Genomic DNA, 26,856 nt, shown 5'->3' with positions numbered 1-26,856 from the left:
GCGTCGAAAAGGGTTACCATGAGAATTGCCGGTAACGCGAGGGGAGTCGCGGGCCGGTCACCGAGGGGGTTCGGGGGAATACTTTTCGACGTCGACGGCGTGCGCGCCGCCGCGCGATTCTTCCTGCCCCCGTTCCGAAGGGGGAGAATCATGACCGAAATCATCGAGCGCCCGGCGACGACCGGGCCGATCACCGCGCCGAACTGGGGACTCACCAAGTTCCTCGACCCGCTGCGGGTGCCACCGGTGTTCCGGCCGCGTGGCCGGGAAACGATCACCATTCCGATGATCGTGAAACGCCAGCAGCTGCATTCGGAATTGCCCGAAAGTACGTTGTGGACGTACGCGGGACATTTCCCGGGTCCGACGATCGAAGTGCGCAGCGGCCGGCAGCTGCGGATTTCGTGGTCGAACGAAATCGAGGGCGAGTTCCCGCTCGTGGCCGTTCAGGGGCCGCTCGCCGACGCGCCGACCAGCCGCCCGGGCCGCGAACTGGACAAGCCGGGCTACTCGATCGTCGACGGCGTCGCCGACCTGCCGGCGTGGACCGTCGTCCACCTGCACGGCGCCCGCACCAACGCGGGCAACGACGGCTGGGCGCACAACGCGGGCCTCACGGGGACGTCCCAGCTCGCGGAGTACCAGAACCGCCAGCAGGCGATGCCGCTCTGGTACCACGACCACGCCATGGCGATCACCCGCTTCAACGTCCACACCGGCCTGGCGGGGATGTACCTCCTCCGCGACGACGAGGAGGACGCGCTCGGCCTGCCGCACGGCGACCGCGAGATCCCGCTGATCATCACCGACCGGAACCTGGACGTCGACCCGGCAACCGGCGCGCTGACCGGGCAGCTGCTCTACAAGTTCCCGGTCATCCCGGGCGGCCCCGCGATCCCGTTCTCCGGGCCGTTCAACCTGGTCAACGGCGTGATCTGGCCGCACCTGGACGTCGACGCGCGGTGGTACCGCTTCCGGCTGCTCAACGCGGCCAACTCGCGGTTCTACACGCTCGACCTGGTCGACGAGGACAACGCGCCGGTCAACGACGCCGTCCGGCTGATCGGCACCGACGGCGGCCTCCTGCCCGCGCCGGCGCCGCTGCCGGCCGGCGGGCTGACCGTCGCCCCGGCCGAGCGCTTCGACGTCCTGATCGACTTCAGCCGCTTCCCGGGGCAGAAGCTGAAGCTGCGCAACGCCGACCCGCGGCTGGGCGTGGTCGAACCGGACCTGATGGAGTTCCGGGTGGAGGGCCGGGCCGGACACGACCCCTTCACGCTGCCGGAGAAGGTCTCGACGTCGTACGTCCGGCTGCAGCACGGCACGACACTGCCCGAAGACCACGACCACGTGTGGATCGCGCTGCTGCTCAACAAGGCGGGCCACCCGGAACTGTGGGACCTGGAGCAGGTCGAGGCGGACCCGGGCGGCGAAGGGGTCATCCAGCTCCAGGACCCGAACGGCGGGCTGAAGACGTTCCGCATGATCGGGCGGATCTTCGACGACACGACCGGCGTCTTCATCGACCACGACCGGTGGGCGGTGTGGAACATCGTGCACGTGGCGAACGGCGGCCCGGCGCACCCGATCCACATCCACCTGACCGAGTTCCAGGCGCTGTTCCGGCGGGCCTTCACCACGACGTTCGACCAGGCCACCGAGCGGACGACGGCGCCGATCGACGGCTTCACCGACGTCCCGCTGGAGAAGTACGAGGAGGGCTGGAAGGACACGATCATCGTGAACCCGGGCCAGTGGGTGAGCGTCGCCGGGCGGTTCGGGGGCGGCACCGGCGAGTTCATGTACCACTGCCACATCCTCGACCACGAGGACGAGGGCATGATGCGCCCGTTCGTCGTGCACCCGCCGGCGGTGGCGAAGTTCCACGTCCACCCGGGCGGCGGCCACCACCACGACGGCGCCTGACCCGGCTCTCGAGCGCCCCAATGTGGCCTTGGGTGCGTCCCACGCACCGAAGGCGGCCTTGGGGCGCTTGGGGTCAGGAGGCGGCGGCCGGGTGGATCGCCACGGTCGCCGCCTTCACCGACAGCGTCACCGGCGAGCCGGGTTCCAGGGCGAGCTCGGCGACGGCGGCCGGGGTGAGGTCGGCGGTGAGGCCGTGGGCCCAGCCGTCGGCCTCCGCGCGGACGCGGATCACCGGGCCGTGCGGCTCCAGGGCCGCGACGACGGCGCCGGCCGTGTTGCGCGGGCTGCCGCGGTGCTCGCCGTCGCGGGCGTAGACGGCGACCGCGTTCGGCGGGAACACCGCCACCGCGGGCTCCCCCGGCACCACGTCGTCCGCCGGGAGGCCGCTGACCACCTCACCCGACGCCGTCCGCAGGCCCTGCGCGACCGCGGTGCCGGCGACGAGGTTGAGGCCGGCGATCCGCGCGGTGAACGCCGTACGGGGAGCCGAGAGGACTTCTCGGGTGGGGCCGCGTTCGACGATCCGGCCGCCGTTCAGCACCGCCACGTGGTCGGCGAGCGCGAGCGCGTCCAGCGGGTCGTGCGTGACGAGCACGGTGGTCGGGCCGGTCTTGAGCACCCGCCGCAGCAGGCCGCGGATGGCGGGCGCGGCGTCGACGTCGAGGGCGGCGAACGGCTCGTCGAGCAGCAGCAGGTCCGGTTCGGCGGCCAGGGCCCTCGCGATCGCGACGCGCTGGGCCTGGCCGCCGGACAGCTGCGCGGGCCGCCGGTCGGCCAGCGCGACGGCGTCCACTTCGGCCAGCCAGTAGAAGGCCCGCTCGCGCGCGGCCCGGCGGCCGGCGCCGGTCGAGCGGGGCGAGAACGCCACGTTGTCCACCGCGGACAGGTGCGGGAACAGCAGCGCGTCCTGGGACAGCAGGCCGATCCCCCGGCGGTGCGGCGCGACGCCGGCCAGCGCGCGCCCGGCCACCGTGATCTCCGCCGACCTCGGCGTGACCAACCCGGACAGGCAGCCCAGCACGGTCGACTTGCCCGAGCCGTTCGGGCCGAGCAGGGCCAGCACGTGCCCGGCGGGCACGTCGAACTCGACGTCCAGGTCGAACGAGCCCCGCACGGCGGTGATCCGGGCGGCGAGGCTCACCGGAGGCCGCCTTCCCACGAGCGCGGCCGCGCGACGGCGATCACGAGCACCGCCACGACGATGAGCAGCAGCGAGAGCGCGACGGCGCTGTCGATGTCCACTTCGGCCTGGGTGTAGACCTCGAGCGGCAGCGTGCGGGTGACGTCTTCGAGGCTGCCGGCGAAGGTGATCGTGGCGCCGAATTCGCCGAGCGCGCGGGCGAAGCTGAGGACGACGCCGGAGCCGAGCGCGGGCAGCAGCAGCGGCAGCGTGACCCGGCGGAACACCGTCCAGGGCCGCGCACCGAGGGTGGCGGCGACCTGCTCGTAACGGTCGCCGGAGCCGCGCAGGGCGCCTTCGAGGCTGACGACCAGGAACGGCATCGCGACGAACGTCTGCGCGATGACCACCGCGGTCGTGGTGAACGGCACGGACTCCCCGGTCAGCGCGGTGACCAGAGCGCCGAGGAAGCCCCTGCGGCCGAGCAGGTACAGCAGCGCCAGGCCGCCGACGACCGGCGGCAGCACCAGCGGCAGCAGCACGATCGAGCGCAGGACCCGGACCCCGCGGAAGCGGGCCCGCGCGAGGACGACGGCCAGCGGCACGCCGAGCAGCACGCAGGCCAGCGTGGACAGCGCCGCCGTGAGCAGCGACAGCCGCAGCGCGTGCCACGACGACGGCGTGGCGATCAGCGACGGCAGCCGCGTGAGGTCCGAGCGCACCAGGAGCCCGACGACCGGGAGGACGACGAGGGCCAGCGCGAGGGCGGCGGGGATCCCCAGGACCCACGGGACGCGCGAACGGCCGGCCGGGACGGATCCCGGCCGGCCGTTCGCGAGGCGCTCACTGCGCAGGGCCGAACCCGACCTTGCTCAGCTCGGTCTTGCCCTGGGGGCCGAGGACGAAGTCGTCGAACTCCTTGGCCAGCGCACCCTGGCCGCCCTTGACCGCGGCGATCGGGTAGCTGTTGACCGCGCCGCTCGCCTCGGGGAAGTCGACCTTGTCCACCTTGCCCGCGGCGGAGGTGGCGTCGGTGACGTAGACGAGACCCGCGTCGGCGTCACCGGAAGCGACCTTGTTCAGCACCTGCTTGACGTCCTGCTCCTCGCTCTTCGGCTTGAGCGTGACGCCGGTGGCCGTCTCCACCTTCTTCGCCGCCGAGCCGCACGGCACCTGCGGAGCGCAGGTGACCACGGTCAGGCCGGGCTTGTTCAGGTCCGCGAAGGACTTGATCCCCTTGGGATTGCCGGGCGCGACCGCGATGGCGAGCTTGTTGGTCGCGAAGACCGCCGGCTGGCCGTCGATCACGCCGCCCTGGACGGCCTTGTCCATGTTGGCCTGGTCGGCCGAGGCGAAGACGTCGGCCTTGGCGCCGTTGGTCAGCTGCTGGACCAGGCCGGACGAGCCCGCGAAGCTGAACTTCACGGTGACGCCGGGGTGCTGGGCCTCGAACGCCTTGCCGAGCGCGGTGAACGACTCGGTGAGCGACGCGGCGGCGAACACGGTCAGCGTGCCGCCGCCGGAGCCGCCAGCCCCCTTGGGCGCGGGCGCAGCGACCGACGCGCCGGGCTGCGTGCTGGGCTCGTCCGAGCTGCTGCACGCGCCCGCGAGCAGGGCGACGGCGGCCACGACGAGAGCGAGCTGTGTCAAACGGGGCTTCGCCCCGAGCCGGGGGCTCCGCCACCCGGACCCCCGAAAAGCGGGCTGTGTCAAACGGGGCTTCGCCCCGAGCCGGGGGCTCCGCCACCCGGACCCCCGAAAAGCGGGCTGGTTCATCTACTTCCTTCCGGTGTTTCCACCACAACAGTGGTCGCCTTGACCACAGCGACCGCGAGCACCCCCGGGCGCAGGCCCAGCTCGCGGACGGCTTCCGTACTCATCAGGGACACCACGCGGTGCGCCCCGCACTGCAGTTCCACCTGCGCCATCACCTTGTCGGCGATGACCTCGGTGACCAGCCCCACGAACCTATTGCGGGCGGACCGGCCGACCGCCGACGGGTCGTCGGGTGCGGCGGCCTGCGCCCGGGCGAACCCGGCGAGCTGGGCGCCGTCGACGACCTTGCGGCCGGCGGCGTCGTCGGTCGCGGTCAGCTGCCCCGCGCGCACCCACCTCCGGACGGTGTCGTCGCTGACGCCGAGCAGGCGTGCGGCCTCGGACAACCGAAATTGCGGCATGCCGCAGACATTATCTCCGCAGTTGAGGAAAAGCTACGCGGGACGCGAATTGCCCATGACCTCGGCGCGCAGCTGTTCGAGGATGACATCCTGATAACGCTCGATGACTTTTCGATCGGCCGGGGAGAACTGCGCGAGCACGTCGCGGAGGGCGCCGAAGGCCGACTCGAAGAGGGGGGCGAAGCGGTCGGCTGCCCCCGGCACCACCTCGACGAGGACCTTGCGCCGGTCCTCGGGGTCACGCACGCGGCGGACCAGCCCGACCTTCTCCAGCCGGTCGACGACGCCGGTGACCGCGCCGGTGGACAGGCCCGTCAGCCCGGCGATCCGGCCGGCGGTGAGCGGGCCGCCGACCTGCACGAGCAGGTCGAACGTCTTGTGGTCGGTGCCGGACAGGCCCATCCGCTCGGCGATCCTGGCGTGCCGCAGGACGGTGAACGTGCTGCCCGCGCGCCCGAGTTCCGCGAACCGGAAGAGCTCCTCTTCCGTGACCGGGTAAGTCTTTTCCGTCACAAGCCCTCATTAGTTCGGCCGCTGAACCACTCACTGCGCAAAGTATCCCAGAGAACAAGTCACTCCGTCCGTTCCGGAGCTACGCTGTGCGTAATGACGGCAGTGGATCTCGGGTTTCCTCGCGTCCCCGGCACACGAGGGTCATCTCGCGCGCCCAGGCCCGAGAACCCGCACCTCATCGACACCTTCGGCCGGGTGGCCACCGATCTCCGGGTCTCCCTGACCGATCGGTGCAACCTGCGCTGCACCTACTGCATGCCCGCCGAGGGCCTCGACTGGATGCCCGGCGAGCAGGTGCTGACCGACGACGAGCTGGTCCGGCTGATGCGGATCGCCGTCGAGCAGCTCGGGATCACCGACATCCGGCTCACCGGCGGGGAACCGCTCCTGCGGCCGGGCCTCGAGGACCTCGTCGCGCGGATCACCGCCTTGTCGCCCCGGCCGCGGCTGTCCATGACCACCAACGGGATCGGGCTGGCCCGCCGGGCCGCGGGGCTGGCCGAAGCCGGGCTGGCCCGCATCAACGTCTCGCTCGACACCGTCGACCCCGAGCTGTTCAAGACGATCACCCGCCGCGACCGGCTCTCGCACGTCCTGGCCGGGCTCGCCGCGGCGCGCGACGCCGGGATGTCGCCGGTGAAGGTCAACGCCGTGCTGATCCGCGGGCTCAACGAGTCCGAAGCCGTGCCGCTGCTGAAGTTCTGCCTCGCCGAGGGCTACCACCTGCGGTTCATCGAGCAGATGCCGCTGGACGCCCAGCACGGCTGGAACCGCGGCGAGATGATCACCGCGGCCGAGATCCTCGGGATGCTCGGGGAGGCGTTCACGCTGACGCCGGCTTCCGAGGCACGCGGCGGCGCGCCGGCCGAGCGCTGGCTGGTCGACGGCGGTCCGGGCGACGTCGGCGTGATCGCGTCGGTGACCCGGCCGTTCTGCTCGGCCTGCGAGCGGACGCGGCTGACCGCCGACGGCGCGGTGCGCTCCTGCCTGTTCAGCAACGACGAGACGGATCTGCGGTCCCTCGTGCGCGCGGGCGCGCGCGATGAGGAGGTGGCGGACGCCTGGCGGGCGACAATGTGGGGCAAGCTCGCCGGCCACGAGATCAACGACGCCGGGTTCGCGCAGCCGATCCGGCCGATGAGCGCGATCGGCGGTTGAGGTGGCGACGGTGACCATCGTGGTGCGGTACTTCGCGGCGGCGCGGGCCGCCGCGGGCGTGGACGAGGAGAAGGTGCAGCTGCCGGACGGCGCGACGGTCGCCGACGCGGTGGCCGAGCTGCGCCGCCTCCACCCCGAGAACCTGCCGCGCCTCCTGGCCGCGGTCAGCTACCTGCTGGACGGCATCGCGGTCCGCGACCTCACGAAGCCCCTGCGCGACGGCGCCGAGCTGGACGTCCTCCCGCCCTTCGCCGGCGGCTGACCACCCGACACGCGTGATCGAACGGTCGACACGCGTGATTGAAGAGTCGACACGCGTGATGGAGGGGTCGACACGGCGCGGGCAGGCCGCGGCAGCGTGTCGACCCTCTGATCACGTGTGTCGACCTCCTGATCACACGTGTCGACCCTGCGGACACATCTGTCGACCCTTCAGGCACGTGGGTCGACCCTCCGGGTACGTGGGTTGACCATCCAGGTGCGGGGTCGAGTTGAGCCGTCCGGCGGAGGGCTCGGAAGTTCGTCCGGCCTGTAGAAGCGCGACCGCTCGGGCGGCGCCGCCGACCGCTCGTCGACCCGGCTTGCGTCCCCTCGGCGTGGCGCGTCACCGGATCCGGGTGTTCGCGGGAAGCTGACCGCGTCCGGCCGCCACCCGTCCGGTGACCCGTTTCACCTGGTCCGTCGCCCTGCGTCGGCGTCGGTGCGCGGGACGGGCGGTCGGCGTCGCTCCGACCGGGTCGGGAAACCCACGAACAGGTGAGGCTCTTGTGACTGGTGGGGCAGCCGAGGCAGGATTGTCAAGTCTGGCGCGGTCCCCGCACCGGTCATAAGATGCGCGCTCCAATCGCGATCCGGGCGGCACGAATGGGCCATTCGCTGCGCGAAACACGTGATGCAAGCCTCACGATCCGTGTTTTATCTCGGCAAGGAAACGGGCAGATAACGGCCCTCTGACCTGCGCAAACACCCGTATCGACCGGGGTTGCGTGCCGTTACTGTGACGTAGGTCACGCCCCGAATAATTTCCGATCACGGCCATCGTTACGTACCGTCGCTTTTCGGTTGGCCCCGACCGACCGACGCAACACCGGGAATCCGTAGCGCCTAGCCCTGTCCAACGGATCCCCGGACCCATACCCCGAGCGAAAGCATTTCCGGACAGGGACGAGGGGACGACGAAGACGCGGCGTGCGTCGGACTCGTCTGCCGGTCTGAGATGGCCGGCGCAGGACCCCGATCCTGAACCCTCAACACAGGTTCGTAGGCGCTGGAAGCCGAGAAGCATCCAAATGTCTTACCGAGGCAAGCACCGCAAGATGTCCGCTGCCACCCGCACCGTCGCTCGCGTCGCCATCGCGGGCATTGCGGTCGGCGCTCCCCTCGCGATCGCCGCGACCCCCGCGTCGGCGACCAACTGGGACGCCATTGCGCAGTGCGAGAGCAGCGGCAACTGGAACACCAACACCGGCAACGGCTACTACGGCGGCCTGCAGTTCACGCAGAGCACCTGGAAGGCCTACGGCGGTACCGGCAGCGCGGCGAACGCTTCCCGCGATGAGCAGATCGCCGTGGCCGAGCGCGTCCTGCAGGGTCAGGGCATCGGCGCGTGGCCGGTCTGCGGCAAGAAGGGCGGCGGCGGTTCGTCGGCCCCCAAGGCCACCGGTCACACCACCAAGAAGGTGACCCCGAAGAAGAGCACGACCGCGCCGGCCCCGAAGAAGGCGGCGGCCCCGGCTGCTCCGGCTGCCCCCGCGGCGGCGGCGACCGGTGTGAACAGCTCCAACCCGAACGGTGACTACACCGTCGTGGCGGGCGACACCCTGTCCAAGATCGCCAAGCAGTTCAACGTCCAGGGCGGCTACCAGAAGCTGCAGGACCTGAACGCGAAGTACATCCCGAACAAGGACCTGATCCTCGTCGGGCAGAAGATCGCCACCAAGTGACGATCTCGCAGTGATGCACGGGTCCGGCCTCGGGCCGTGACCTGAACGGGCTCCCACCGCCGATCCCCCGGGCGGTGGGAGCCCTTCACTCGTTTTCGGCCGCCAAACGCGCCGTGACGCGCCGGAGACCGGTTCCGGGCCTCCGGACCGGCTCTCCCGCGCAGGACGCGCGTACGGCGCGCTCAGGCGTGCCGGATCAGGGCGAGTTGACCCATTCGTCCGAGCCGTCCGTGAAGTGCTGGTGCTTCCAGACCGGCAGCCGGGCCTTGACCTCGTCCACGAGCTCCGCGCACGCCGAGAACGCCTGCCCGCGGTGTTCCGCCGCCACGGCGCACGCCAGGGCGACGTCGCCGATCGTCAGGGCCCCCAGCCGGTGGCTCACGGCCACCGCGCGGACGCCCGTCCAACGCGCCGACAGGTCCGCGACGACGTCCGCGATCACCTGGCTCGCGCTCGGGTGGCCTTCGTAGGTCAGGTCGCGGACGCCCTTGCCGCCGTCGTGGTCGCGGACCACCCCGGCGAAGGTCACCACCGCGCCCGCCGCGTCGTCCTCGACCAGGCGGGCGTGCTCCTCGACCGACAGCGCCTCCTCGGTCACCAGCGCCCGGGCCACGCGCACGGCGGGCCCGGTGGCGGCCGGCCGTGGGTGGTCGCCCCCGGCCAGCTGGTCGACCGCGTGCTCGAGGATGCCGTCCAGCACGCCCAGGCCGTCCTTGACGCCGCCGGTGGAGCCCGGGAGGTTCACGACCAGGGTCCGCCCCGCCACGCCGGCCACCCCGCGCGACAGCACCGCCGTCGGCACCTTCGGCAGCCCGGCCGCGCGGATGGCGTCGGCGACCCCCGGCAGCTCGTGATCCAGGACCCCGCGAGTGACGTCGGGGGTGCGGTCGGTCGGCGAGATGCCGGTGCCGCCCGTGGTCAGGACCACGGCGACGCCGTCGGCCAGCGCGGCCCGCAGCGCGACGCCCACCGGGTCGCCGTCCTCGACCACGACCGGCGCCGGCACGTCGTACCCCCGGCCGGCGAGCCAGGCGGCGATCACCGGGCCGGTCTTGTCCTCGTAGACGCCCTTCGCGGCGCGGTTGGACGCCACGATCACCCGCGCACTGCGCTTCACGGCCGCTCCCAGGTTCCGGTCTTGCCGCCGTCCTTGCGGAGCAGGCGGACCTCGTCCAGCGTTGCCGCCGGGTCGACGGCCTTGATCATGTCGTGCAGCGTCAGGCCGGCGACCGCCACCGCGGTCAGCGCCTCCATCTCGACGCCGGTGACGTCGGTGGTCTTCGCGGTCGCCCGGATGCCGACCTCGGCCTCGCCGAGGGTGAACTCGACCTTGACCCCGGACAGCGCGATCTGGTGGCACAGCGGGATCAGCTCGGGGACGCGCTTGGCGCCCATGATCCCGGCGATCCGCGCGGTGGCGAGGGCATCGCCCTTGGGGAGGCCGTCGGTGGCCAGCAGCCGCAGCACCTCGGCGGTGGTCCGCACGGTCCCCGCGGCGAGCGCGGTGCGCGCGGTGGCGGTCTTGCCGGAGACGTCGACCATGCGGGCGGCACCGGTCTCGTCGACGTGGCTGAGTTCACTCACGTCCCGAGGCTACTTCCGGCGCCGGGCCGGGCCGATGCGGCCCGGCAGGCCGGGGGTGCCGCACCTCGACGATCGTCGCGGTGCCCGCGATCGGCGATCGTTCGTGCATGATGATCGAGTCACCGGGTGCGAGATGGCGCCAGCTCGCCGGCACGAGCGGGACGAGCCGGACCGAGCCACGCCCACCGGGATCGAGGGCGGGCGCGGACTCGACCCAAAGCCTCGCGACGTGCAGGTCGGCGGGCCCGCCGGAGGCAGACCCGCCGAGTGCCCACATCGGCAGCAGCCGGCCCTCCCCCGGAACCGGGGTGCGACGGCCGCCGGCTTCGGGGGCGACCAGCCGGAGGTCGGCTCTGATGATGCCGTGGCGGGTTTCCCAGCCCCGCCACCGGCACCAGGCGGCCTTGCGTTCGAGGTACATCTGCCGGGCAGCCTCTTCGAGGAGCTCCCAGTATTCGACGGTCTGCCACTGGACGCCGTCGAAGTCCACGAGGACGTCGAGCGCGGCCTCCCAGTCGTCGTCGCGAAGACACTCGTGGACGTCGACAGCCGCGAGACCGGCGTCGCTCCTGGCGTCGTCCGGGACGAGGCCGGCGGCGCGCCGGAGAATCTCGCAAGTGTCCATGAGCCGACTCTCGGTCCGCCGGCTCAGCGCTCCGCGACCACAGCCTTCCGGACCGCCTCCGCGACCGCCGGGGCCACGGCGCTGTCGAACACGCTCGGCACGATGAACGACGCGTTCAGCATGCCGTTGTCCACCACGTCCGCGATCGCGTCGGCCGCGGCCAGGAGCATCGAGTCGTCGATGTTGTTGGCGTGGGCGTCGAGCAGGCCGCGGAACACGCCCGGGAACGCCAGGACGTTGTTGATCTGGTTCGGGAAGTCGCTGCGGCCCGTCGCCACCACCGCGGCGTGCTTCTGGGCCTCCAGCGGGTCGATCTCCGGGTCCGGGTTGGCCAGCGCGAAGACCACCGCGTCCGACTTCATCGTCGCCACCTGCTCCGCGCCGAACAGGTTGGGCGCCGAGACGCCGATGAACACGTCCGCGCCGGCCAGCGCGTCGTGCAGGGTGCCGCTGACCTGCTCCTTGTTCGTGTGCGACGCGATCCACGTCAGGTTGTCGTCGAGGTTGCCGCGGGCGGAGTGGACGATGCCGTCGATGTCCGCGGCCACGATGTCGGCCGGGTTCTTGTGCAGCAGCAGGCGGATGATCGCCGATCCGGCCGCGCCGACGCCGCTGACCACGATCTTGCAGTCCTCGATGTTCTTGCCGACCACGCGCAGGGCGTTGCGCAGCGCCGCGACGACCACGATCGCCGTGCCGTGCTGGTCGTCGTGGAACACCGGGATGTCCAGCTGCTCGCGCAGGCGCTTCTCGATCTCGAAGCAGCGCGGTGCGGCGATGTCCTCGAGGTTGATGCCCGCGTACACCGGGGCCAGCGCCTTGGCGATCATGATGATCTCTTCGGTGTCCTGGGTGTCCAGGCAGACCGGCCACGCGTCGACGTCGGCGAACTTCTTGAACAGCGCCGCCTTGCCCTCCATCACCGGCAGCGCGGCGGCGGGGCCGATGTTGCCCAGGCCCAGCACCGCGGAACCGTCGGTCAGCACCGCGACGGTGTTGCGCTTGATGGTCAGCCGGCGCGCGTCCTCGGGGTTCGCGGCGATCGCCTGGCAGACGCGGGCGACGCCCGGGGTGTAGGCGCGGGAGAGGTCGTCACGGTTGCGGAGCGCGACCTTCGGCGTCACCTCGATCTTGCCGCCGAGGTGGATCAGGAACGTCCGGTCCGAGACCTTGCGGACCTTGACGCCGGGCAGCGAGTCGAGGGCCTGCGTGATGTCGTTCGCGTGGTTCTCCGACAGCGCGTTGGCGCTGATGTCGACCACGATCGCGTCGGAGTGCGACTCGACGACGTCGAACGCGGTCAGCACGCCGCCGACGCGCCCGACGGCGGTGGTCAGGTCACCGGCCGCGGTGGACGAGGCCGGGGCCTCGACCCGGACGGTGATCGAATATCCGGGACCGGGAACCGGCATGGCACTTACCCCCGCATGGGAAAGGTGGCTGGGACGGGAGGAAACCTACTCCCGTGACCGCCCTCACCAGGCCCCGATACCGGTACTGACCAGTAACTATGCGGTCAGCGGTTGATCTCGGTCTCGGGGTGCACGTAGGGCACGGTGTCGAGCGGGAAGGTGACGTCGCCGAACGGCGACAGGGCGCCCTGGCGGTCCGACGCGAGCTCGGTCACGGGGTGCTCGCCCGCCTCGCCCGGCCAGGTCGGGTCGATGCCCTTGTGCTTCTTTTCACCCTTGGCCACAACGTCCTCCACAGCCGGTCTCACGTCTCCGAAGGACAGTCTGCCTGAGGCCGGACAGCCTGTCGCAACCGCCCGGTACCCTGGTCGTCTATGCCCGCGACCTCTTTGGCGGACTGGCTGCGTGCGGAGTCCGACGACGCACTCACAGAGCTGCTCCGCACGCGGCGCGACCTGTCCACGCCCCCGCCCTCCGACAGCACGGTGCTGGCCACCCGGGCCGGCACGCCGGGCTCGGTCGCGCGCGCCTGCGAGGACCTCGACACCTTCACCCTGGCCGTGCTCGAAGCGTGCCTGCTGGCCGGCGCGGACCGCGATCCCGTGCCGGTCGGCGACGTCGCCGAGCTGATCGGCGCCGACATCGCCGCCCCGCTGACCTGCCTCCGCGCACGGGCGCTCACCTGGGGCCCGGACGACGCCCTGCGCGTCCCGCCCGCCGCCCGGGAGGCGCTCGGGCCGTTCCCCGCCGGGCTGGGGGCGTCTTCGCCGTCGCTGGCCGGGGAAGACCTCGGCGCGCGGCTGGCCGAGCTCTCCGACGACGAACGCGGCGTGCTGACCGCCCTCGCCGCCGGGCCGCCGATCGGCCGCACCCGCGACGCGGGGCTCGACCTCTCGCTCGACAAGGCCGAGACGCCGGTGCAGAAGCTGCTGGCCCGCGGCCTGCTGCTGCGGCGCGACGACCAGACCGTCGAGCTGCCGCGCGAGCTCGGCGTCGCGGTCCGCGGTGCGGTCTTCCCGCCCGGGACGCTCACCGAGCCCGAGCTGCCGGTCCACCCGCACCAGCCGTCCACTTTGGACGAGGCGGCGGCCGGTGAGGCGATGGAGTTCCTGCGCCACACCGAATCTCTGCTGCGCGCGTGGTCGGCGGCGCCCCCGCCGGTGCTCAAGTCCGGCGGCCTCGGCGTGCGGGAGCTGAAGAAGCTCGCGAAGGACCTGGAGATCGACGACACGCAGGCGATCCTGCTGGCCGAACTGGCCGTGGGCGCCGGGCTCGTCGCCGACAGCGAGGCGAGCGTGCCCGAGTGGGTGCCGACCACGCTGACCGACACGTGGCTCGCGTCGCCGACCGCGCAGCGGTGGATGACGCTCGCCCAGGCGTGGCTGGAGCTGCCGCGCCTGCCCGGGCTGGCCGGCGGCCGCGACGCCAAGGACAAGCCGATCGCGCCGCTGTCGGAAGACCTGCGCCGCCCGCTGGCGCCGGTCGCGCGGCGGCGGGTGCTCGCCGCGCTGGCCGACCTGCCGCCGGGCGCCGGGGTGAAGAGCGTCGACGAGCTCGTCTCGGTGCTGGCCTGGCGCGCGCCGAGGCGGGGCGGGCGGCTGCGCGACGAGACCGTTCGCTGGACGATGGCCGAGGCGAGCGCGCTGGGGCTCGTCGGGCTCGGCGGCGTCACGACGGCGACGCGGGCGCTGCTCGCCGACGACCGGCCGGGCGCGGTCGAGGCGATCCTGGACGCGCTGCCCGCGCCGGTGGACCGCGTGCTGCTGCAGGCCGACCTGACGGTCGTCGCGCCGGGGCCGCTGGAGCCGGAGCTGGCCGCGGAAATCTCCGCCGCCGCCGACGTCGAGTCGGCGGGGCACGCGACGGTCTACCGGATCACCGAGGCCTCGATCCGGCGCGCGCTGGACACGGGGCGCACGGCCGACGAACTGCACGCGCTGTTCAAGTCGAAGTCGGCGACCCCGGTCCCGCAGGGGCTGAGCTACCTGATCGACGACGTCGCCCGGCGGCACGGACGGCTGCGCGGCGGCGTCGCGGCGTCGTTCCTGCGCTGCGACGACGAGGCGCTGCTGGCGGAGGTGCTGGCCCACCCGGTCGCGGCGGAGCACGCGCTGCGGCTCATCGCGCCGACGGTCGTGATCAGCCCGGATCCGCTGCACGAGGTCCTGGCGGCCCTGCGCGGGGCCGGGTTCGCACCCGCGGCGGAGGGCCCGGACGGCCGGGTGGTCGACATCCGGCCCGGCGGCCGCCGCCTGCCGGCCAAGGCGCGGGCGGCCCGCCGCAGCCCCGGCGAGCAGGCGGTGCTGACGGAGGACCAGGCGGCCCGCATCGTCTCCAACCTCCGAGCGGGCGACGCGGCATCGGCCCGCCGCCGGGGCTCGGCGGTGCGCGCCCCGGTCGGCGGCGGCGCGGACACGTCGGCGACGCTGGAGCTGCTGTCCCGGGCGACGCTCGAACGCCGTGAGGTCTGGATCGGCTTCGTCGACTCGAAAGGCATCGCCAGCCAACGCGTCGTCCGGCCCGTGCGCGTCGGCGGCGGCGTGCTCGAAGGCGACAACAACGAGCGGTACTCCCTGCACCGCATCACCTCCGCCGCCCTCGTCGAGGACTGACGCCGGATTCGGTGAATTACCGGCGGACCGCGCCGGCAGGTGGTAAGCCTGAGCCATGAAGTGGGGAACGCGCGTGACCGCGATCGCGGCCGCGGCGGTCGTGGGCGGGGGTGCCTTCGCCGGGGCGGCCGACGCCGCCGGGCCGCCGGTCTACTCGAAGTACACCGTCGCCGGGACCACGCACATCGCGAAGCCGGACGCCGACCTCGCCCTGGGGCCCGGGCAGTTCGACATGTACACGCTGATCGGGCCGTACACCTACACCGGGACGTTCACACTGCCGCCGGTGCAGGTCAGCTGGGCCGTGGCGGGGGTCGGCAAGGTCAGCGGCACCGTCACCTTCGGTCCCGGCCACGCCGAGGGCTCGGTGTTCGGCGGCTTCTCCGGCTCGGCGACCTGGCCGGTGACGATCTCCGGCGTGCGGGTCAACGGCGTGCCGTTCGACGTCGGTGACGGGTGCCGCACGGCCGAGCCGGTGACGACCGAGCTGACTTCAGACGACTTCGCCACGGGCAAGGGCGGCCACCTCGAGTCGACCTACGCGATCGGCGCCTTCGAGAACTGCGGTCCGGCGACGCCGCTGATCAACGGGTTCGTGCCGGGCGACGGCAACACCCTGGCCCTCGACCTGGCCGGCTAGAGCGCGCGCAGGCCGGCCAGGACGCGTTCCATGAACTCGCGGGACGACCGGTCGCCGAGGATCAGCTCGGTCTGGTGGATCAGCACCAGACCGATGTCGGCCATGTCGCCGACCAGGACCTTCACCACGCCCAGCGGCAGCCGCAGGTGCGCGGCGATCTCCGCCACGGACCGGGTGTCGAGGCACAGGTCGCAGATCCGGCGGTGCTCGACCGAGCGGACCCCGCGGTAGCGGCGGCCGTCGTCGGACGTCGAGACCAGCGCTTCCAGGGCCAGGTTGTGGTCGGAACGGGTGCGGCCGCCCGTGCGGGTGTACGGGCGGACCCGCGACCCCGGCGAAGCGGCCGGGGCCGGGCTCGCCACGCGGGCCGGCTCGTTCCAGGCCGGGTCTTCCCACGGCTCCGGATTCGGGATCCAGCGGGTCTCGGGGTCCGGCGGCGGTGTCCAGTCGGCGGGCGGCGGCGGGGCCCAGGCGGGCGGCGGTGCGGCCGGCCGCGCCACGGGCGGAGCCGGCGGGGCCGCCGGGGCCGGCGGCCGTGAGACCGGAGCGGGTGGCCGGGGCGCCGGTGGCCGGGGCGCGAGCGGGCGCGGGGCGGCCGGGTGCCGGAACGGCGGCGCGGGCGGCCGGGCCCCCCGCGGCGGGGTCCACTCCGGCTCCAGCGGCGGGGGTTCCGGCTCGTACCGGTCCTCGTCCTGCCACTCGGGCTCGACGGGGTCGTAGCCGTCGTCGGCCACCACCGGCGAGTGCGTGCCCGGGAAGCCCAGCGGGTCCGGGCTGCTCTGGTACCCCACGGGCTCAGGACGGTCGTGGTCAGGCGCGCGCCTGGCCCGGCGGCCCGTGGACTCGTAGCTTTCGTAGTCCTCGACGGGCTCCGGAACGGCGTACTCGTCGTCGTCCGTCGAAGAACCCCACTCTCGGGTGTCCTCGTCGGTGTAGCCCTGCGCGTCCGGCTGCGGGCGGGCCGGCTTGCGCTTGGGCATGATCATCGACAGCGTCGACATGTCGAACTTGCTGGGCGAATCGAAACCCTCGCGCTCGGTGCCGCGGTGCAGTGCGTCCCAGCCGCTGGAGTCCGGATCGTCGAATCCCGAAATCCTCATCTCGCCCTACCCACGCACGCCGCCCTGCAGCTGGGCGCGCAGTTCGGGGGTGATCTGCTGGCCGACCCGCTCGACGAGCAGGGTCATCTCGTACGCGACCGTGCCGATGTCGCACGTCGGCGCGGCCAGCACCGCGAGCGACGAGCCGTCGGACACGGACATGAGGAACAAGTAGCCGCGCTCCATCTCCACCACGGTCTGGTTGACGCCGCCCGCCTCGAAGCAGCGCGCCGCCCCCTGGGTCAGGCTGATCAGCCCGGACGCCACCGCCGACAGCTGCTCGGCGCGTTCCTGGGGCAGCCCTTCCGACGGCGCCAGCAGCAACCCGTCCGCGGACACCAGAACCGCGTGCGCGGCGCCGGGTACCCGGCGGACGAAGTCCGTGATGAGCCAGCCGAACGTGCCCTGGCCGGAAGCCGTCACTCCTGCTCCTCCTTGCTCGTGCGGCGTCGCCCGCCGCACCCCGGAGCGCCCGGCACGGCCGGTCGGCGACGCCAAGGTAAAGCGTATTCGCACCGCCGGTGGTGTCGAGTCCGCCACCGGACGGCCGCTGCGCACCCTACGGGCCCACCCGGCCGAGCTCCGCCGCGACCCGGCCCACCTCCCCCATTCGGGGGACACCCCGCGGCACGAACCCGCGGGTTGTCCACGCAGGTCAGCCCGGGTGCCGACGCCGAAGGCACCCGGGGCCGCCGGGTCAGGCAGGCAGGCTGGACCTCCGGACGGTGACCGCACTCCCCGAAGCGGGTGAAGCACGTGGAGTTCACTCCAACGGCCGCATCCGGATCGGGTGACATGGGCTAGCCCGCGCGCAACGCCGAATCGTGCGCGATCGCGTGCTGGACGACCGAGATCAGCACCTGCTTCGCGGACTCGCGTTCCCGCGCGTCACACGCCATGATCGGGACCGACGGCGCGATGGTGAGCGCGTGCCGGACGTCCTCGATCTGGTGGTGCAGCAGGCGGTCGAAGCAGTTGATGGCCACGACGTAGGGCAGCTTCCGGTTCTCGAAGAAGTCGATCGACGGGAACGCGTCGGCCAGCCGCCGCGTGTCGACCAGCACGACCGCGCCGATGGCGCCGACCGCGAGGTCGTCCCACATGAACCAGAACCGGTGCTGACCCGGGGTGCCGAACACGTACAGCACCAGGTCCGAGTCCAGCGAGATGCGCCCGAAGTCCATCGCCACGGTGGTGGTGGTCTTGTTGGGCGTGGCCGAGGTGTCGTCGTGCCCGACGCTGGCCTCGGTCATCATGGCCTCGGTGGTCAGCGGGTCGATCTCGGAGATCGCCCCGACCAAAGTTGTCTTCCCCGAACCGAACCCGCCGGCGACCACGATCTTGGCCGACGAGGTCGGACCCGTCACCTGCGGCGCGTTCGCGTCGGAGTCAAATTCTCCGAAGCCCACTGAGCACCCTTTCCATGAACTCGATACTCGGGCGGTCGCCCACGGTCGGGCTGCTGGAGTGCACCAGCACCAGCCCGAGGCCCGCCACGTCACCAATCAACACGCGCACCACGCCGAGCGGCAGGCGCAGCAGCGCCGCCACCTCGGCCACCGACCTGGTGTCGAGGCACAGGTCGCAGATCGACCGGTGCTCGGGCACCCGGACCCGGTCGAGCATCCGGCCCTGTTCGCTGGTCGAGATCAACGCCTCGATGGCCAGGTCGAGAGTCGCCTTCGTCCGGCCCCGGGTCCGGAAGTACGGCCGGACCAGTCCCGAGGTCTCCATCTCGGTCGGCGGCGGCTCGTCGACGTACTCCTGGCTGGCCTGCCTCGGCAGCGCCGCGGCGAACTCACCGGAGTCCGGTCCCGAGCCGAAGTCACGCTCGGTCGTGTACGCCGCGAAGTCGCGCGCGTCGTACAGCGGACCGCTCGAGCCGCCGAACAGCTCCGAGCCCGGACCGCCGAGCAGGCGGTCGCGGTACTCGGTGCCGCCGGCGATCGGCCGGATCGGTTCCTGCCCGGCGTTGCTGTCGGTCAGCCAGTTCGGCGGCTCCCGCACGGGGTCGCTGTCGGAGGCCTGCACCCGCCGGGCACGCCACTCGCGGTCGACGCGGTCCCGGAACGACTGCCAGTCCTCCCGGCCCTCGTCCGACTGATCGGACCACCCGCCGGAGAAGTCGTCACCGAGCCGGCCATCACCCCTCAAGCGCCCGTCGTCCACGGCTCTCTCCTCGGTTCCCAGGTCCTCAGCGGCGGACGGCCGCACCCTGCAGTTGCGCCCGCATCTCCGGAGTCAGCTGCTGGCCGACCCGCTCCACCAGCAGGGTCATCTCGTAGACGACCAAGCCGATGTCACTCTCCGGCGACCCCAGCACCGCCAGACACGAACCGTCGGAAACCGACATGAGGAAGAGGAAACCGTTGGCCATCTCGACCACGGTCTGCGCCACCGTGCCGCCCTCGAACACCTTGGCCGCGCCGCGCGCGAGGCTGGTCAGCCCCGACGCCACCGCGGCCAGCTGGTCCGCCCGGTCCTTCGGCAAGCCCCGTGAGGCCGCCAGGAGCAGGCCGTCGGCCGACACCACGACCGCGTGGGCCGCGCCGGGCACCCGGTGCACGAAATCCGTGATCAGCCAAGCGAAGCTGCCGGCATTGTTCGCCTTGGCATGCGCCTGGCCGTTCGGCTGCGCGGAGCCACCCGGCTGCATTGCACCCGCCCGTGTCACTTTCACTCCTCACTGCTGTCTGTGGTGTTGCCACGCCCCGGAACCCTGCTGCCTTGCAGCTGTTCTTCGGCCGGGAGTTCCTTCAAGGCGTGCCGTCCCGAGGTGTAGCCCCGTTGGAAGCTTGCCATCCGGCTCCGCGCCGCGGACGCCGAGCGGGTGATCGCACCCGTTCCGGGCATCCCCGCGGTGTTGTCCGCGAAGCTGTTCTGCGGCGGCGCGTCGACCGAAGGGCTGCTGATCGACCCCGGCACCAGGTACTGGTTCGGGACGCGCTTGGGCAGCCCGGCCGGGGTGATCTCCTCGTTCTTGGACTCCAGCAGCGACTGCGCCGCCTGCCAGCCGTCGTCGGAAGCGCTGTGCCAGCCGTCGTCGGCGGGCAGCAGCGGGTGCCGGGTCGCCGCGGTCGGGCGGAGCTCGTCGCGGGACGGCTCTTCGGGCGCGGGCGGCAGCGGCTGCTGCTGCTGCTCGCCGTTGCCGGTGAGCGGCGGCAGGTTGGGGTCTTCGCCCTCGCTCTGCGGCGGCACCGGGTCGGCGGCCGAGTCGTCACCCTCACTGAACCAGCGTGACAGCACCGACTGGTAGATCGGCAACCGCCGGGTGGGTACGTCGTCCTCGAGCGCGGCCGAGCCGACCTCGTTCGCGGGCGGCGGCGCCGGGGGCGGCTCCTCCGGCGGCACGAACTTGGGCTCGCGCTTGGGCAGCACCAGCGGCGCGAACTGCGTGTCGCCGGCCCGCGAGCTCGCGCCGTCGCCGTTCTGCGACGGCGTCAGCGGCGCCAGGTCCTCGGCGGTCGGCCAGGCCGGCGTCTCGGACTTCGGCAGCTCCGGCGAGAGGAACGGGCCCGCCGCGCGGCCGCCGCTGACCAGGTCGTCCAGGCTGATCGGCTGGTCGAGCGGCACCAGCCCGCCCTGGCTCGGCACGGGGTCGTGCGCCGGCGGGGCCGGTGGCGGCGTGGGTGTCGGCTTCGACGGCGGCGTCTGCGCGAACGACTGCGTCTGGTCGAAGTCCGAGCGCGCCGCCGGGATCGGCGGGATGCTCGGCAGCGACATCGACGTCTCGGACCGGTTCGCCGGCGGCGGGGTCTGCCGCTGCATGCCCGGGCGGAGCTGGGTCAGCAGCTCGGCCGGGACGACGACCCGGGCGATCACGCCGCCTTCGATGTCCTCGTTCTCGCGCAGGCGGACCTCGATGCCGTGGCGCTTCGCCAGCCGCGAGACCACGTACAGACCCATGCGCCGGGTCACCGACACGTCCAGGTCCGGCGGGTCGGCCAGGCGGGCGTTGACCTCGGCCAGCCGCTCCTCGCTCATGCCGACACCGTGGTCGGTGACCTGGATGGCCAGCGCCTTGCGGCGGGTGACCACGGCCCGCACGATGACCTTCGTCTCCGGCTCGGAGAAGTAGGTCGCGTTGTCGAGCAGCTCGGCGAGGACGTGCACGAGGTCGTGGATCGCCAGGCCCTGGACCGCGACGTCGGGCACGATGCCGACCTCGATCCGGGCGTACTGCTCGATCTCCGACACCGCGGCGCCGATGACGTCGGCGGCGGGCACCGGCTTGGGCACCGACTTCGCCAGGCCGGCGCCGGAGAGCACCAGCAGGGACTCACCGTTGCGCCGCAGCCGCGTCGCGAGGTGGTCGAGCTCGAACAGGCTGGCCAAGTGGTCCGGGTCCTGCTCGTCGGCCTCGAGCCGGTCGATGACGCCGAGCTGGCGTTCCACCAGCCGCTGCGAGCGCCGGGACAGGTTCACGAAGATGCCGTTGACGTTCTCGCGCAGGAGGGCCTGCTCGGCGGCCATCTTGACGGCCTGTTCGTGGACGATGTCGAACGACCGCGCGACCTCGCCGATCTCGTCGCGGGAGGTGACGGGCACCGGCTGGACGGCCTTCTTCGAGGCGCCGACCGGGTCCGGGTCGTCGAGGATTGCCTGCACGGTTTCCGGCAGCCGGGTGTAGGCGACATCCAGCGCGCTCTTCCGCAGCACCCGCAGCGGGCGCAGCATCAGGCGGGCGACGACGAGCATGAGCGCGATCGCGGCGGCCAGCGCGAGGAGCACCACGGCACCGCCGACCCACGCGGAGTTGACCGCCGCCGTGGCGAGGTCGTCGGCGCGGGTCTTCAGCTGGGCCAGCAGGTTCGACTCGACCGCGTGCAGCTTGTCGGCCGACACCGTGCTGTCCTTGCCGAGCGCGGTGGTGTCGATGTTCGGCGGGTCACCCAGCTGGGCGAAGGAGAACGCCGCGGTCTGGATCCGGCGGCGGTCGTCGACCTCCGGGCCGGAGTAGGTGTCGTTGTAGAGCTGCCGCTGGTCGTCGTCGGCGTTCGCGAGGAATGCCGCGACGGAGGCGTCCGCGCTGGAGGCCGACGCGCGCGTCTGGTCCAGCAGGTCGCCGGGGAAACTCCCGCGGAACGCGGCGATCTGCAGTTCGGCGTCGGAGCGGGTGGTGAACTCCTTGGCCTCGCTGATCGCCTGCGTGCTCGTGCCGAGGCGCAGCACGTCCCGGTCGGTGACCGCGGTGGTCACCTCGCGGCCCAGCTCGATGAGCGAGTCCAGGACGCCCGAGTAGGCGGTGAGCACCGTGATGTCCGGCAGGCTGTTCTGCGTGTTGAACGCCGCCCGCAGCGGACGCAGCGCGTCGAGGCGCTGGAGACCGCGGGTGTAGCGGTCCTTCGTCGCCTGGTCGTCGTACTGGAGGTTGCTCGCCGAGCCGCGCAGGTCGGCGACCTCGCGGTCGACCTTGGCGATCTGCGAGTCGAGCCCGGTCTGCAGCAGCGGGTTGTTCGAGGCGATCCGGGCGACGGCCAGCGACCGCTCGTTCTGCAGCTCGTGCACCACTGTGGTGACCTTGACGGCGAACGCGACCTGGTCGGCGGTGCGCTGGAACTCGGCCGCCTCGCGGGCGTCGTCGATCACGCGCAGCGCGCCCAGTGCGAGGGCGGTCAGGGTGGGGATGATCAGGACCGCGGCCAGCTTGGACCGCAGCCGCCAGTCGCGCATGCCGGAGAACAGCCCGGCTTTCCGGCCCGGATCCGCTCCGGGTGACTGCGCAGGGGTCCCTCCCACCCCCGCGGCGTCTTCGTTCGGCACCGCCGCTCCACCATCATCGTTCGTGCTCGGGAAACCCTGGTCGGTCCAGCGCCCGCCAGGGCGCATCGCGTTCTCCTCAGCCACTCGTCTGCACGCTCCCGGCGTTCCGGCGCTCCGGCCCATCGGAAGGAGCCCAGCGCAAGACGCTACCCGTACGGGTGAAAAGATCGTCTCCAGTGTCGGCACTGGGGGTGCCTGAACCCCGTCCAGCCGGACGGAATCGGTTCAGCTCGAGCATCACGGTCGGGTCCCTGCGCTGGTCCTGCATCGGTCTGTTGATTCGGCCTAACCCACCGGCGCGGCGGTCGTGCCCGGCCAGGCAGTGGTCTTCGCGGGGAAGATTCTCTCAGGAAAAGCACAGTGTGTGCTGGTACACCGAAGGGGGACTTCTTGATCGGCCATCCAGGCACTCTCTCTCACTACATCGGAGGTTGATACCTCCCCGCAGGTGCAGAGGGTAGCGAACGGCAGGGGAAGATGTAACCCTCCCGACAGGACCCGCTCAATCTTGCACAGCGTTCGCTCAGTCGACGCACAGCAGACGTCGCTGATTCAGGAACCTCACCCTACGCTGGGTAAACCGTTACTGCGAGTGGAGCAGTGGGTCTAGACCAGAGGCCGAAAGAGTGACGTGTACCACTCGGTCCGGTAGTCATTCCACCCATTGTGAGCGAGCTGTCACGTTCTCTACAGTGGCCCGCGTGACTTCCGAGAATGAGTCACGCACTTCCACTGGATTCGGTTCCCGAACCGTCACTTTCTTCAAGGAGCAGGCCTTGCTTGGAAACGCCATGAGCAGTGGCCGGGTTCGCACTCGCCGCGCCGCGCTCGGGCTCGCCCTCACCGTCGCAGCCGCCACGGCCCTCACCGGCTGCAGTGCGCTCGGCTCGGACGACTCGAACGCCTCGTCGAACGGGGGCGGCCTGGAGAAGTCGAAGATCAAGGTCTCCATCATGCCGACCACGGACCTCGGGCCGTTCTGGCTCGCCCAGGACGGCGGCTACTTCAAGGCCGAGGGTCTCGAGGTCGAACAGATCGTCGCCAAGAGCGGCCAGGAGTCGATGCAGAAAGCGATCTCCGGCGAAGCGGACATCGCCCTCTCGACCTACACGCCGTTCTTCGTCGCGAAGAGCAAGGGCGCCGCGGACGTGCAGCTCGTCGCGGACGGCACGTCCGTGAACGCGAAGAGCAACGCGATCGTCACGGTGCCGAACTCGAACGTGAAGACCGTGAACGACCTGGCCGGCAAGCGGATCGCGATCACGGCCAAGAACACCGCGTCCGACATCCTCACCAAGTCGGTCATGAAGGACCACGGCGTCGACTTCAACGGCGTCAACTGGGTGCTGATCCCGCTGCCGAACATGGCGGCGGCGCTGAAGGACAACCAGGTGGACGCGGCCTACATGCCGGAGCCGATGCTCACGCAGGCGGCGAAGACCGTCGGTGCGACGCCGGTCATCGACATCAACACCGGTGCCAGCCAGGACTTCCCGCTGACCGGCTACGGCGCGGCGACGAAGTGGGTGCAGGCGAACCCGAAGACCCTCTCGGCCTTCCAGCGGGCGATGAAGAAGGCGACGAGCGACGCGATCAACGACCGCTCGAAGGTCGAACCGCTGCTGGTCAAGTACGCGAAGATCGACGAGGACACGGCCAAGCTGCTCACCCTGCCCGGCTACGGCTCCGTCCTGGACCCCCGGCGCCTGCAGCGGGTGCCCGACCTGCTGCTGCAGATGGGCGTCATCACCACCAAGGTCGACGCCGCGCCGATGATCGCCCCGCAGGCGACCAACTAACGTGAAGAAACTGCTCCGCGGCCTGGCCGGCCTGGTCGGCTTCCTCCTCTTCTGGGAGGTCGTCGTCCAGGTCGGCCTGGTCAGTAAGACGTTCACCCCGCCGCCGAGCGTCGTCCTGGTCACCGTCGGGGACCTGCTGGGCGACCCCGAGTTCATCCGGGACATCGTCGCGACGATGCTGGCCTGGCTGATCGCGATCATCGTCGCGATCGCGATCGGCGTACCCGCCGGGCTGCTGCTCGGCAGCGTCCCGGCGTTGCGCACGGCCACCGCCGCGATCGTGGAGTTCCTCCGCCCCATCCCGGTCACCGCGCTCGTTCCGCTGGTGCTGCTGGTGATCGGTTCGGGCCCGGACGCGAAGATCACCCTCGCCGTCTACGCCTCGCTGTGGCCGATCATGTTCAACACGATCTACGGCATGGGCGAGATCGACCCGGTGCTGATGGAGACCGCCCGTGCGTGCGGGACAAGCCGGTTCCGCATCCTGTCGTCGGTCGCGCTGCCGCAGACCGCGCCGTTCGTCTTCACCGGCGTCCGGCTGTCGGCGACCATCGCGCTGATCGCCGTCGTCAGCGTCGAGTTCCTGGCCGGTTCCCAGCTCGGCCTCGGCAGCTTCATCATCGTCGCCAGCACGGGTTCGACGCGGTTCGACCTGGTCCTGGCGGGCACGGTGGTCGCCGGGACGCTGGGCTACCTGATCAACGAAGGGCTCGAACAGCTCGGCAAGCGGCTGTTCCGGTGGAGCACGGTGGACCGGGAGGCGATCGCGTGACGGCGGCGACCCTTTCGGGCCGGGTGGGCCGGCGCGCCGCGCGCGGTGCCGCCGCGGTCCTGCGCAACTGGCTGCTGTTCGCGCTCATGGTGGTCGGCTGGGAGTTCGCCGCCCAGGCCGCCGGCAGCAAGTACTTCCCGCCGCCGACGGAGATCGCGGTCACCGCCGCCAAGCTGTGGTTCACCGGGCCCGCGTCGCACCTGTTCCTCACCGACGCGGTGTTCGACAACGTGTTCCCCAGCCTCGCCCGGACGCTCGGCGGCTGGGCGCTGGCCGCGGTCGTCGGCATCGTCCTCGGCGTGCTGTTCGGCCGGTCCGCGACGGCGATGGACTACCTCGGCCCGCTGTTCGCGTTCTTCCGCTCGATCCCGCCGCCCACGCTGATCCCGGTGTTCGCGGTGCTGTTCGGGCTGAGCTCGGGCATGCAGGTCGGGTCGATCATCTTCGGCGTGGTGTGGCCGGTGCTGCTCAACGCGGTCGACGGCGTCCGCTCGGTCGACCAGGTGAAGGTGGAGACGGCACGGTCGTTCCGCACGCCCAAGGCGTACTGGCTCGGCATGGTCGTGCTGCCGGCGGCGGCCCCGAAGATCTTCGCCGGGCTGCGGGTCAGCCTGTCGATCTCGCTGCTGCTGATGGTCGTCTCCGAGCTCGTGGGCGCGTACAACGGCATCGGGCGGTCGCTGCTGAACGCCCAGCAGGACTTCGACTTCCCGACCATGTGGTCGTGGCTGGTACTGCTGGGCATCCTCGGCTACGTCTTCAACACGATCTTCCTGGCCGCGGAGCGGCGGGTGCTGGCCTGGCAGCCGACCCGCCTCGGCCGCGACTGACGCTTCGAAAGGCCTCTCCCCATGTCCACCATGCTCGAAGTGTCCGGCCTCAGCCACACCTACGGCGCCGGCGCGAAGGCGCACACCGCCGTGACCGACCTTTCGTTCACCGTCGAAGCCGGTCAGCTGGCCAGCATCGTCGGCCCGTCGGGCTGCGGGAAGTCGACGCTGCTGCGCTGCATCGCCGGGCTGACGCCGCCGACCGGCGGCACGGTCAACCTGCACGGCGACCGCGTCTCCGGGGTGCCGGACGACCTGGCCGTGGTGTTCCAGGACTACAGCCGGTCGCTGTTCCCCTGGCTTTCGGTGCAGAAGAACGTCGAGTTCCCCTTGCGGTGGCGGCCGATCCCGAAGGCCGAACGCCGTCAGCGCGCGGCCGAGGCGCTCGAGCAGGTCGGTCTGTCCGGCGTCGGCGGCAAGTACCCGTGGCAGCTGTCCGGCGGCATGCAGCAGCGGGTGTCGATCGCCCGCGCGCTGGCCAGCCGCCCGGCCCTGCTGCTGATGGACGAGCCGTTCGCCTCGGTCGACGCCCAGACGCGCTTCGAGCTCGAGGACCTGACCCGGCGCGTGCAGCGCGAACAGGGCAGCACGGTCCTGGTCGTCACGCACGACATCGACGAGAGCGTGTACCTGTCCGACCGGGTGCTGGTGCTGTCGAAGTCACCGGCGTCGATCGTGGCGGACCTGCCGGTAGGCCTGCCCGCTTCGCGCGACCAGATCACCACGCGCGAGTCGGCGGAATTCGTGACCCTGCGCGGTGAAGTGGCGCGCCTGCTGCACGGCGGCACGTCGGAAGAGGCCGCCACGGCCGCGTCCGACGCCGCCGAGTGGGAGCTGGCCGAGCGGACTCCGGACGTCTCGGAAACCAAGACGCGGAGCTGA

26 protein-coding genes are annotated in these 26,856 nt (G+C 71.7%); 10 read left to right on the top strand and 16 right to left on the bottom strand.

Features of this window, described 5'->3' with window-relative positions:
* The first annotated feature begins 150 nt into the window (after positions 1-150).
* The gene (locus tag ACLJOU_RS07030) at positions 151-1,926 is read left to right on the top strand and encodes a multicopper oxidase family protein (protein ID WP_410564251.1); all 1,776 of its coding nucleotides are present in this window, start codon (positions 151-153) and stop codon (positions 1,924-1,926) included.
* A 73-nt stretch (positions 1,927-1,999) separates the two neighbouring features.
* Here ACLJOU_RS07030 and ACLJOU_RS07025 read toward each other — a convergent pair whose 3' ends face one another.
* From ACLJOU_RS07025 to ACLJOU_RS07005, 5 genes are all read right to left on the bottom strand, one after another.
* On the bottom strand, positions 2,000-3,067 hold the full coding sequence (locus tag ACLJOU_RS07025) for a sulfate/molybdate ABC transporter ATP-binding protein (RefSeq protein WP_410564250.1): 1,068 nt from the start codon (positions 3,065-3,067) through the stop codon (positions 2,000-2,002).
* Positions 3,064-3,828: an ABC transporter permease gene (locus tag ACLJOU_RS07020; RefSeq protein ID WP_410564769.1), complete on the bottom strand. Its 765-nt coding sequence runs from the start codon at positions 3,826-3,828 to the stop codon at positions 3,064-3,066. The genes ACLJOU_RS07025 and ACLJOU_RS07020 overlap by 4 nt, the downstream gene beginning before the upstream one ends.
* A gap of 61 nt (positions 3,829-3,889) precedes the next feature.
* Positions 3,890-4,696: a molybdate ABC transporter substrate-binding protein gene (gene modA, locus ACLJOU_RS07015; protein WP_410564248.1), complete on the bottom strand. Its 807-nt coding sequence runs from the start codon at positions 4,694-4,696 to the stop codon at positions 3,890-3,892.
* Between the two features lie 122 nt (positions 4,697-4,818).
* Positions 4,819-5,223: a molybdopterin-binding protein gene (locus tag ACLJOU_RS07010; protein ID WP_310968721.1), complete on the bottom strand. Its 405-nt coding sequence runs from the start codon at positions 5,221-5,223 to the stop codon at positions 4,819-4,821.
* A gap of 33 nt (positions 5,224-5,256) precedes the next feature.
* Positions 5,257-5,736, bottom strand: a complete 480-nt coding sequence (locus tag ACLJOU_RS07005) for a MarR family winged helix-turn-helix transcriptional regulator (protein ID WP_410564246.1) — start codon at positions 5,734-5,736, stop codon at positions 5,257-5,259.
* A gap of 93 nt (positions 5,737-5,829) precedes the next feature.
* On the opposite strand from ACLJOU_RS07005, the gene moaA reads away from it, so the two are divergent.
* The 3 genes from moaA to ACLJOU_RS06990 all read left to right on the top strand — a co-directional run bounded on the left by moaA (position 5,830) and on the right by ACLJOU_RS06990 (position 8,837).
* Positions 5,830-6,894, top strand: a complete 1,065-nt coding sequence (gene moaA, locus ACLJOU_RS07000) for a GTP 3',8-cyclase MoaA (RefSeq protein ID WP_410564245.1) — start codon at positions 5,830-5,832, stop codon at positions 6,892-6,894.
* Positions 6,895-6,904: 10 nt separating this feature from the next.
* Positions 6,905-7,156 (top strand): MoaD/ThiS family protein, encoded by a 252-nt coding sequence (locus ACLJOU_RS06995; RefSeq protein WP_410564243.1) that lies wholly within the window; start codon positions 6,905-6,907, stop codon positions 7,154-7,156.
* A gap of 1,027 nt (positions 7,157-8,183) precedes the next feature.
* Positions 8,184-8,837 (top strand): transglycosylase family protein, encoded by a 654-nt coding sequence (locus tag ACLJOU_RS06990; protein ID WP_410564241.1) that lies wholly within the window; start codon positions 8,184-8,186, stop codon positions 8,835-8,837.
* A 196-nt stretch (positions 8,838-9,033) separates the two neighbouring features.
* Here ACLJOU_RS06990 and ACLJOU_RS06985 read toward each other — a convergent pair whose 3' ends face one another.
* The 5 genes from ACLJOU_RS06985 to ACLJOU_RS06965 all read right to left on the bottom strand — a co-directional run bounded on the left by ACLJOU_RS06985 (position 9,034) and on the right by ACLJOU_RS06965 (position 12,742).
* Positions 9,034-9,954 (bottom strand): molybdenum cofactor biosynthesis protein MoaE, encoded by a 921-nt coding sequence (locus ACLJOU_RS06985; RefSeq protein ID WP_410564239.1) that lies wholly within the window; start codon positions 9,952-9,954, stop codon positions 9,034-9,036.
* Positions 9,951-10,421 (bottom strand): cyclic pyranopterin monophosphate synthase MoaC, encoded by a 471-nt coding sequence (gene moaC, locus ACLJOU_RS06980; RefSeq protein WP_086852742.1) that lies wholly within the window; start codon positions 10,419-10,421, stop codon positions 9,951-9,953. Before moaC ends, ACLJOU_RS06985 begins: the two co-directional genes overlap by 4 nt.
* The gene (locus ACLJOU_RS06975) at positions 10,414-11,046 is read right to left on the bottom strand and encodes a hypothetical protein (protein WP_410564238.1); all 633 of its coding nucleotides are present in this window, start codon (positions 11,044-11,046) and stop codon (positions 10,414-10,416) included. The genes moaC and ACLJOU_RS06975 overlap by 8 nt, the downstream gene beginning before the upstream one ends.
* A 23-nt stretch (positions 11,047-11,069) precedes the next feature.
* Positions 11,070-12,458 (bottom strand): NAD-dependent malic enzyme, encoded by a 1,389-nt coding sequence (locus ACLJOU_RS06970; protein WP_410564237.1) that lies wholly within the window; start codon positions 12,456-12,458, stop codon positions 11,070-11,072.
* A gap of 104 nt (positions 12,459-12,562) precedes the next feature.
* A complete protein-coding gene (locus ACLJOU_RS06965) occupies positions 12,563-12,742 on the bottom strand; it encodes a hypothetical protein (protein WP_191315889.1) in 180 nt (59 codons plus the stop codon).
* A 90-nt stretch (positions 12,743-12,832) separates the two neighbouring features.
* Here ACLJOU_RS06965 and ACLJOU_RS06960 point away from each other — a divergent pair, with 90 nt between their 5' ends.
* Positions 12,833-15,070 (top strand): helicase-associated domain-containing protein, encoded by a 2,238-nt coding sequence (locus ACLJOU_RS06960; protein ID WP_410564235.1) that lies wholly within the window; start codon positions 12,833-12,835, stop codon positions 15,068-15,070.
* A 55-nt stretch (positions 15,071-15,125) separates the two neighbouring features.
* A complete protein-coding gene (locus ACLJOU_RS06955) occupies positions 15,126-15,710 on the top strand; it encodes a hypothetical protein (RefSeq protein ID WP_410564234.1) in 585 nt (194 codons plus the stop codon).
* Here the strand turns inward: ACLJOU_RS06955 and ACLJOU_RS06950 are convergent.
* From ACLJOU_RS06950 to ACLJOU_RS06925, 6 genes are all read right to left on the bottom strand, one after another.
* Positions 15,707-16,369, bottom strand: a complete 663-nt coding sequence (locus ACLJOU_RS06950; protein WP_410564768.1) for a DUF742 domain-containing protein — start codon at positions 16,367-16,369, stop codon at positions 15,707-15,709. The genes ACLJOU_RS06955 and ACLJOU_RS06950 overlap by 4 nt on opposite strands.
* A gap of 447 nt (positions 16,370-16,816) precedes the next feature.
* A complete protein-coding gene (locus ACLJOU_RS06945) occupies positions 16,817-17,233 on the bottom strand; it encodes a roadblock/LC7 domain-containing protein (RefSeq protein ID WP_072476021.1) in 417 nt (138 codons plus the stop codon).
* A 377-nt stretch (positions 17,234-17,610) separates the two neighbouring features.
* On the bottom strand, positions 17,611-18,219 hold the full coding sequence (locus tag ACLJOU_RS06940) for a GTP-binding protein (RefSeq protein ID WP_043776338.1): 609 nt from the start codon (positions 18,217-18,219) through the stop codon (positions 17,611-17,613).
* On the bottom strand, positions 18,200-18,979 hold the full coding sequence (locus tag ACLJOU_RS06935; protein ID WP_410564232.1) for a DUF742 domain-containing protein: 780 nt from the start codon (positions 18,977-18,979) through the stop codon (positions 18,200-18,202). Before ACLJOU_RS06935 ends, ACLJOU_RS06940 begins: the two co-directional genes overlap by 20 nt.
* Before the next feature lie 25 nt (positions 18,980-19,004).
* Positions 19,005-19,466 carry a roadblock/LC7 domain-containing protein gene (locus ACLJOU_RS06930; protein WP_003085376.1) on the bottom strand — a complete coding sequence of 154 codons (462 nt, stop codon included), beginning with the start codon at positions 19,464-19,466 and terminating at the stop codon, positions 19,005-19,007.
* Positions 19,467-19,486: 20 nt separating this feature from the next.
* On the bottom strand, positions 19,487-22,639 hold the full coding sequence (locus ACLJOU_RS06925; protein WP_410564230.1) for a nitrate- and nitrite sensing domain-containing protein: 3,153 nt from the start codon (positions 22,637-22,639) through the stop codon (positions 19,487-19,489).
* Positions 22,640-23,364: 725 nt separating this feature from the next.
* Here ACLJOU_RS06925 and ACLJOU_RS06920 point away from each other — a divergent pair.
* The 4 genes from ACLJOU_RS06920 to ACLJOU_RS06905 are packed head-to-tail and all read left to right on the top strand — an operon-like array spanning position 23,365 to position 26,856.
* A complete protein-coding gene (locus tag ACLJOU_RS06920; protein WP_410564228.1) occupies positions 23,365-24,372 on the top strand; it encodes an ABC transporter substrate-binding protein in 1,008 nt (335 codons plus the stop codon).
* A gap of 1 nt (position 24,373) precedes the next feature.
* On the top strand, positions 24,374-25,144 hold the full coding sequence (locus ACLJOU_RS06915; RefSeq protein WP_410564227.1) for an ABC transporter permease: 771 nt from the start codon (positions 24,374-24,376) through the stop codon (positions 25,142-25,144).
* Positions 25,141-25,974 carry an ABC transporter permease gene (locus tag ACLJOU_RS06910; protein ID WP_410564225.1) on the top strand — a complete coding sequence of 278 codons (834 nt, stop codon included), beginning with the start codon at positions 25,141-25,143 and terminating at the stop codon, positions 25,972-25,974. Before ACLJOU_RS06915 ends, ACLJOU_RS06910 begins: the two co-directional genes overlap by 4 nt.
* Positions 25,975-25,995: 21 nt before the next feature.
* Positions 25,996-26,856, top strand: coding sequence for an ABC transporter ATP-binding protein (locus tag ACLJOU_RS06905; RefSeq protein ID WP_410564223.1), 861 nt, complete (start codon positions 25,996-25,998; stop codon positions 26,854-26,856).

Source organism: Amycolatopsis sp. cmx-4-61, from assembly GCF_046548775.1.
Classification (GTDB): domain Bacteria; phylum Actinomycetota; class Actinomycetes; order Mycobacteriales; family Pseudonocardiaceae; genus Amycolatopsis.
The sequence above is the reverse complement of the archived record's forward strand: the minus strand, read 5'-3'. Positions and strand labels throughout refer to the sequence as shown.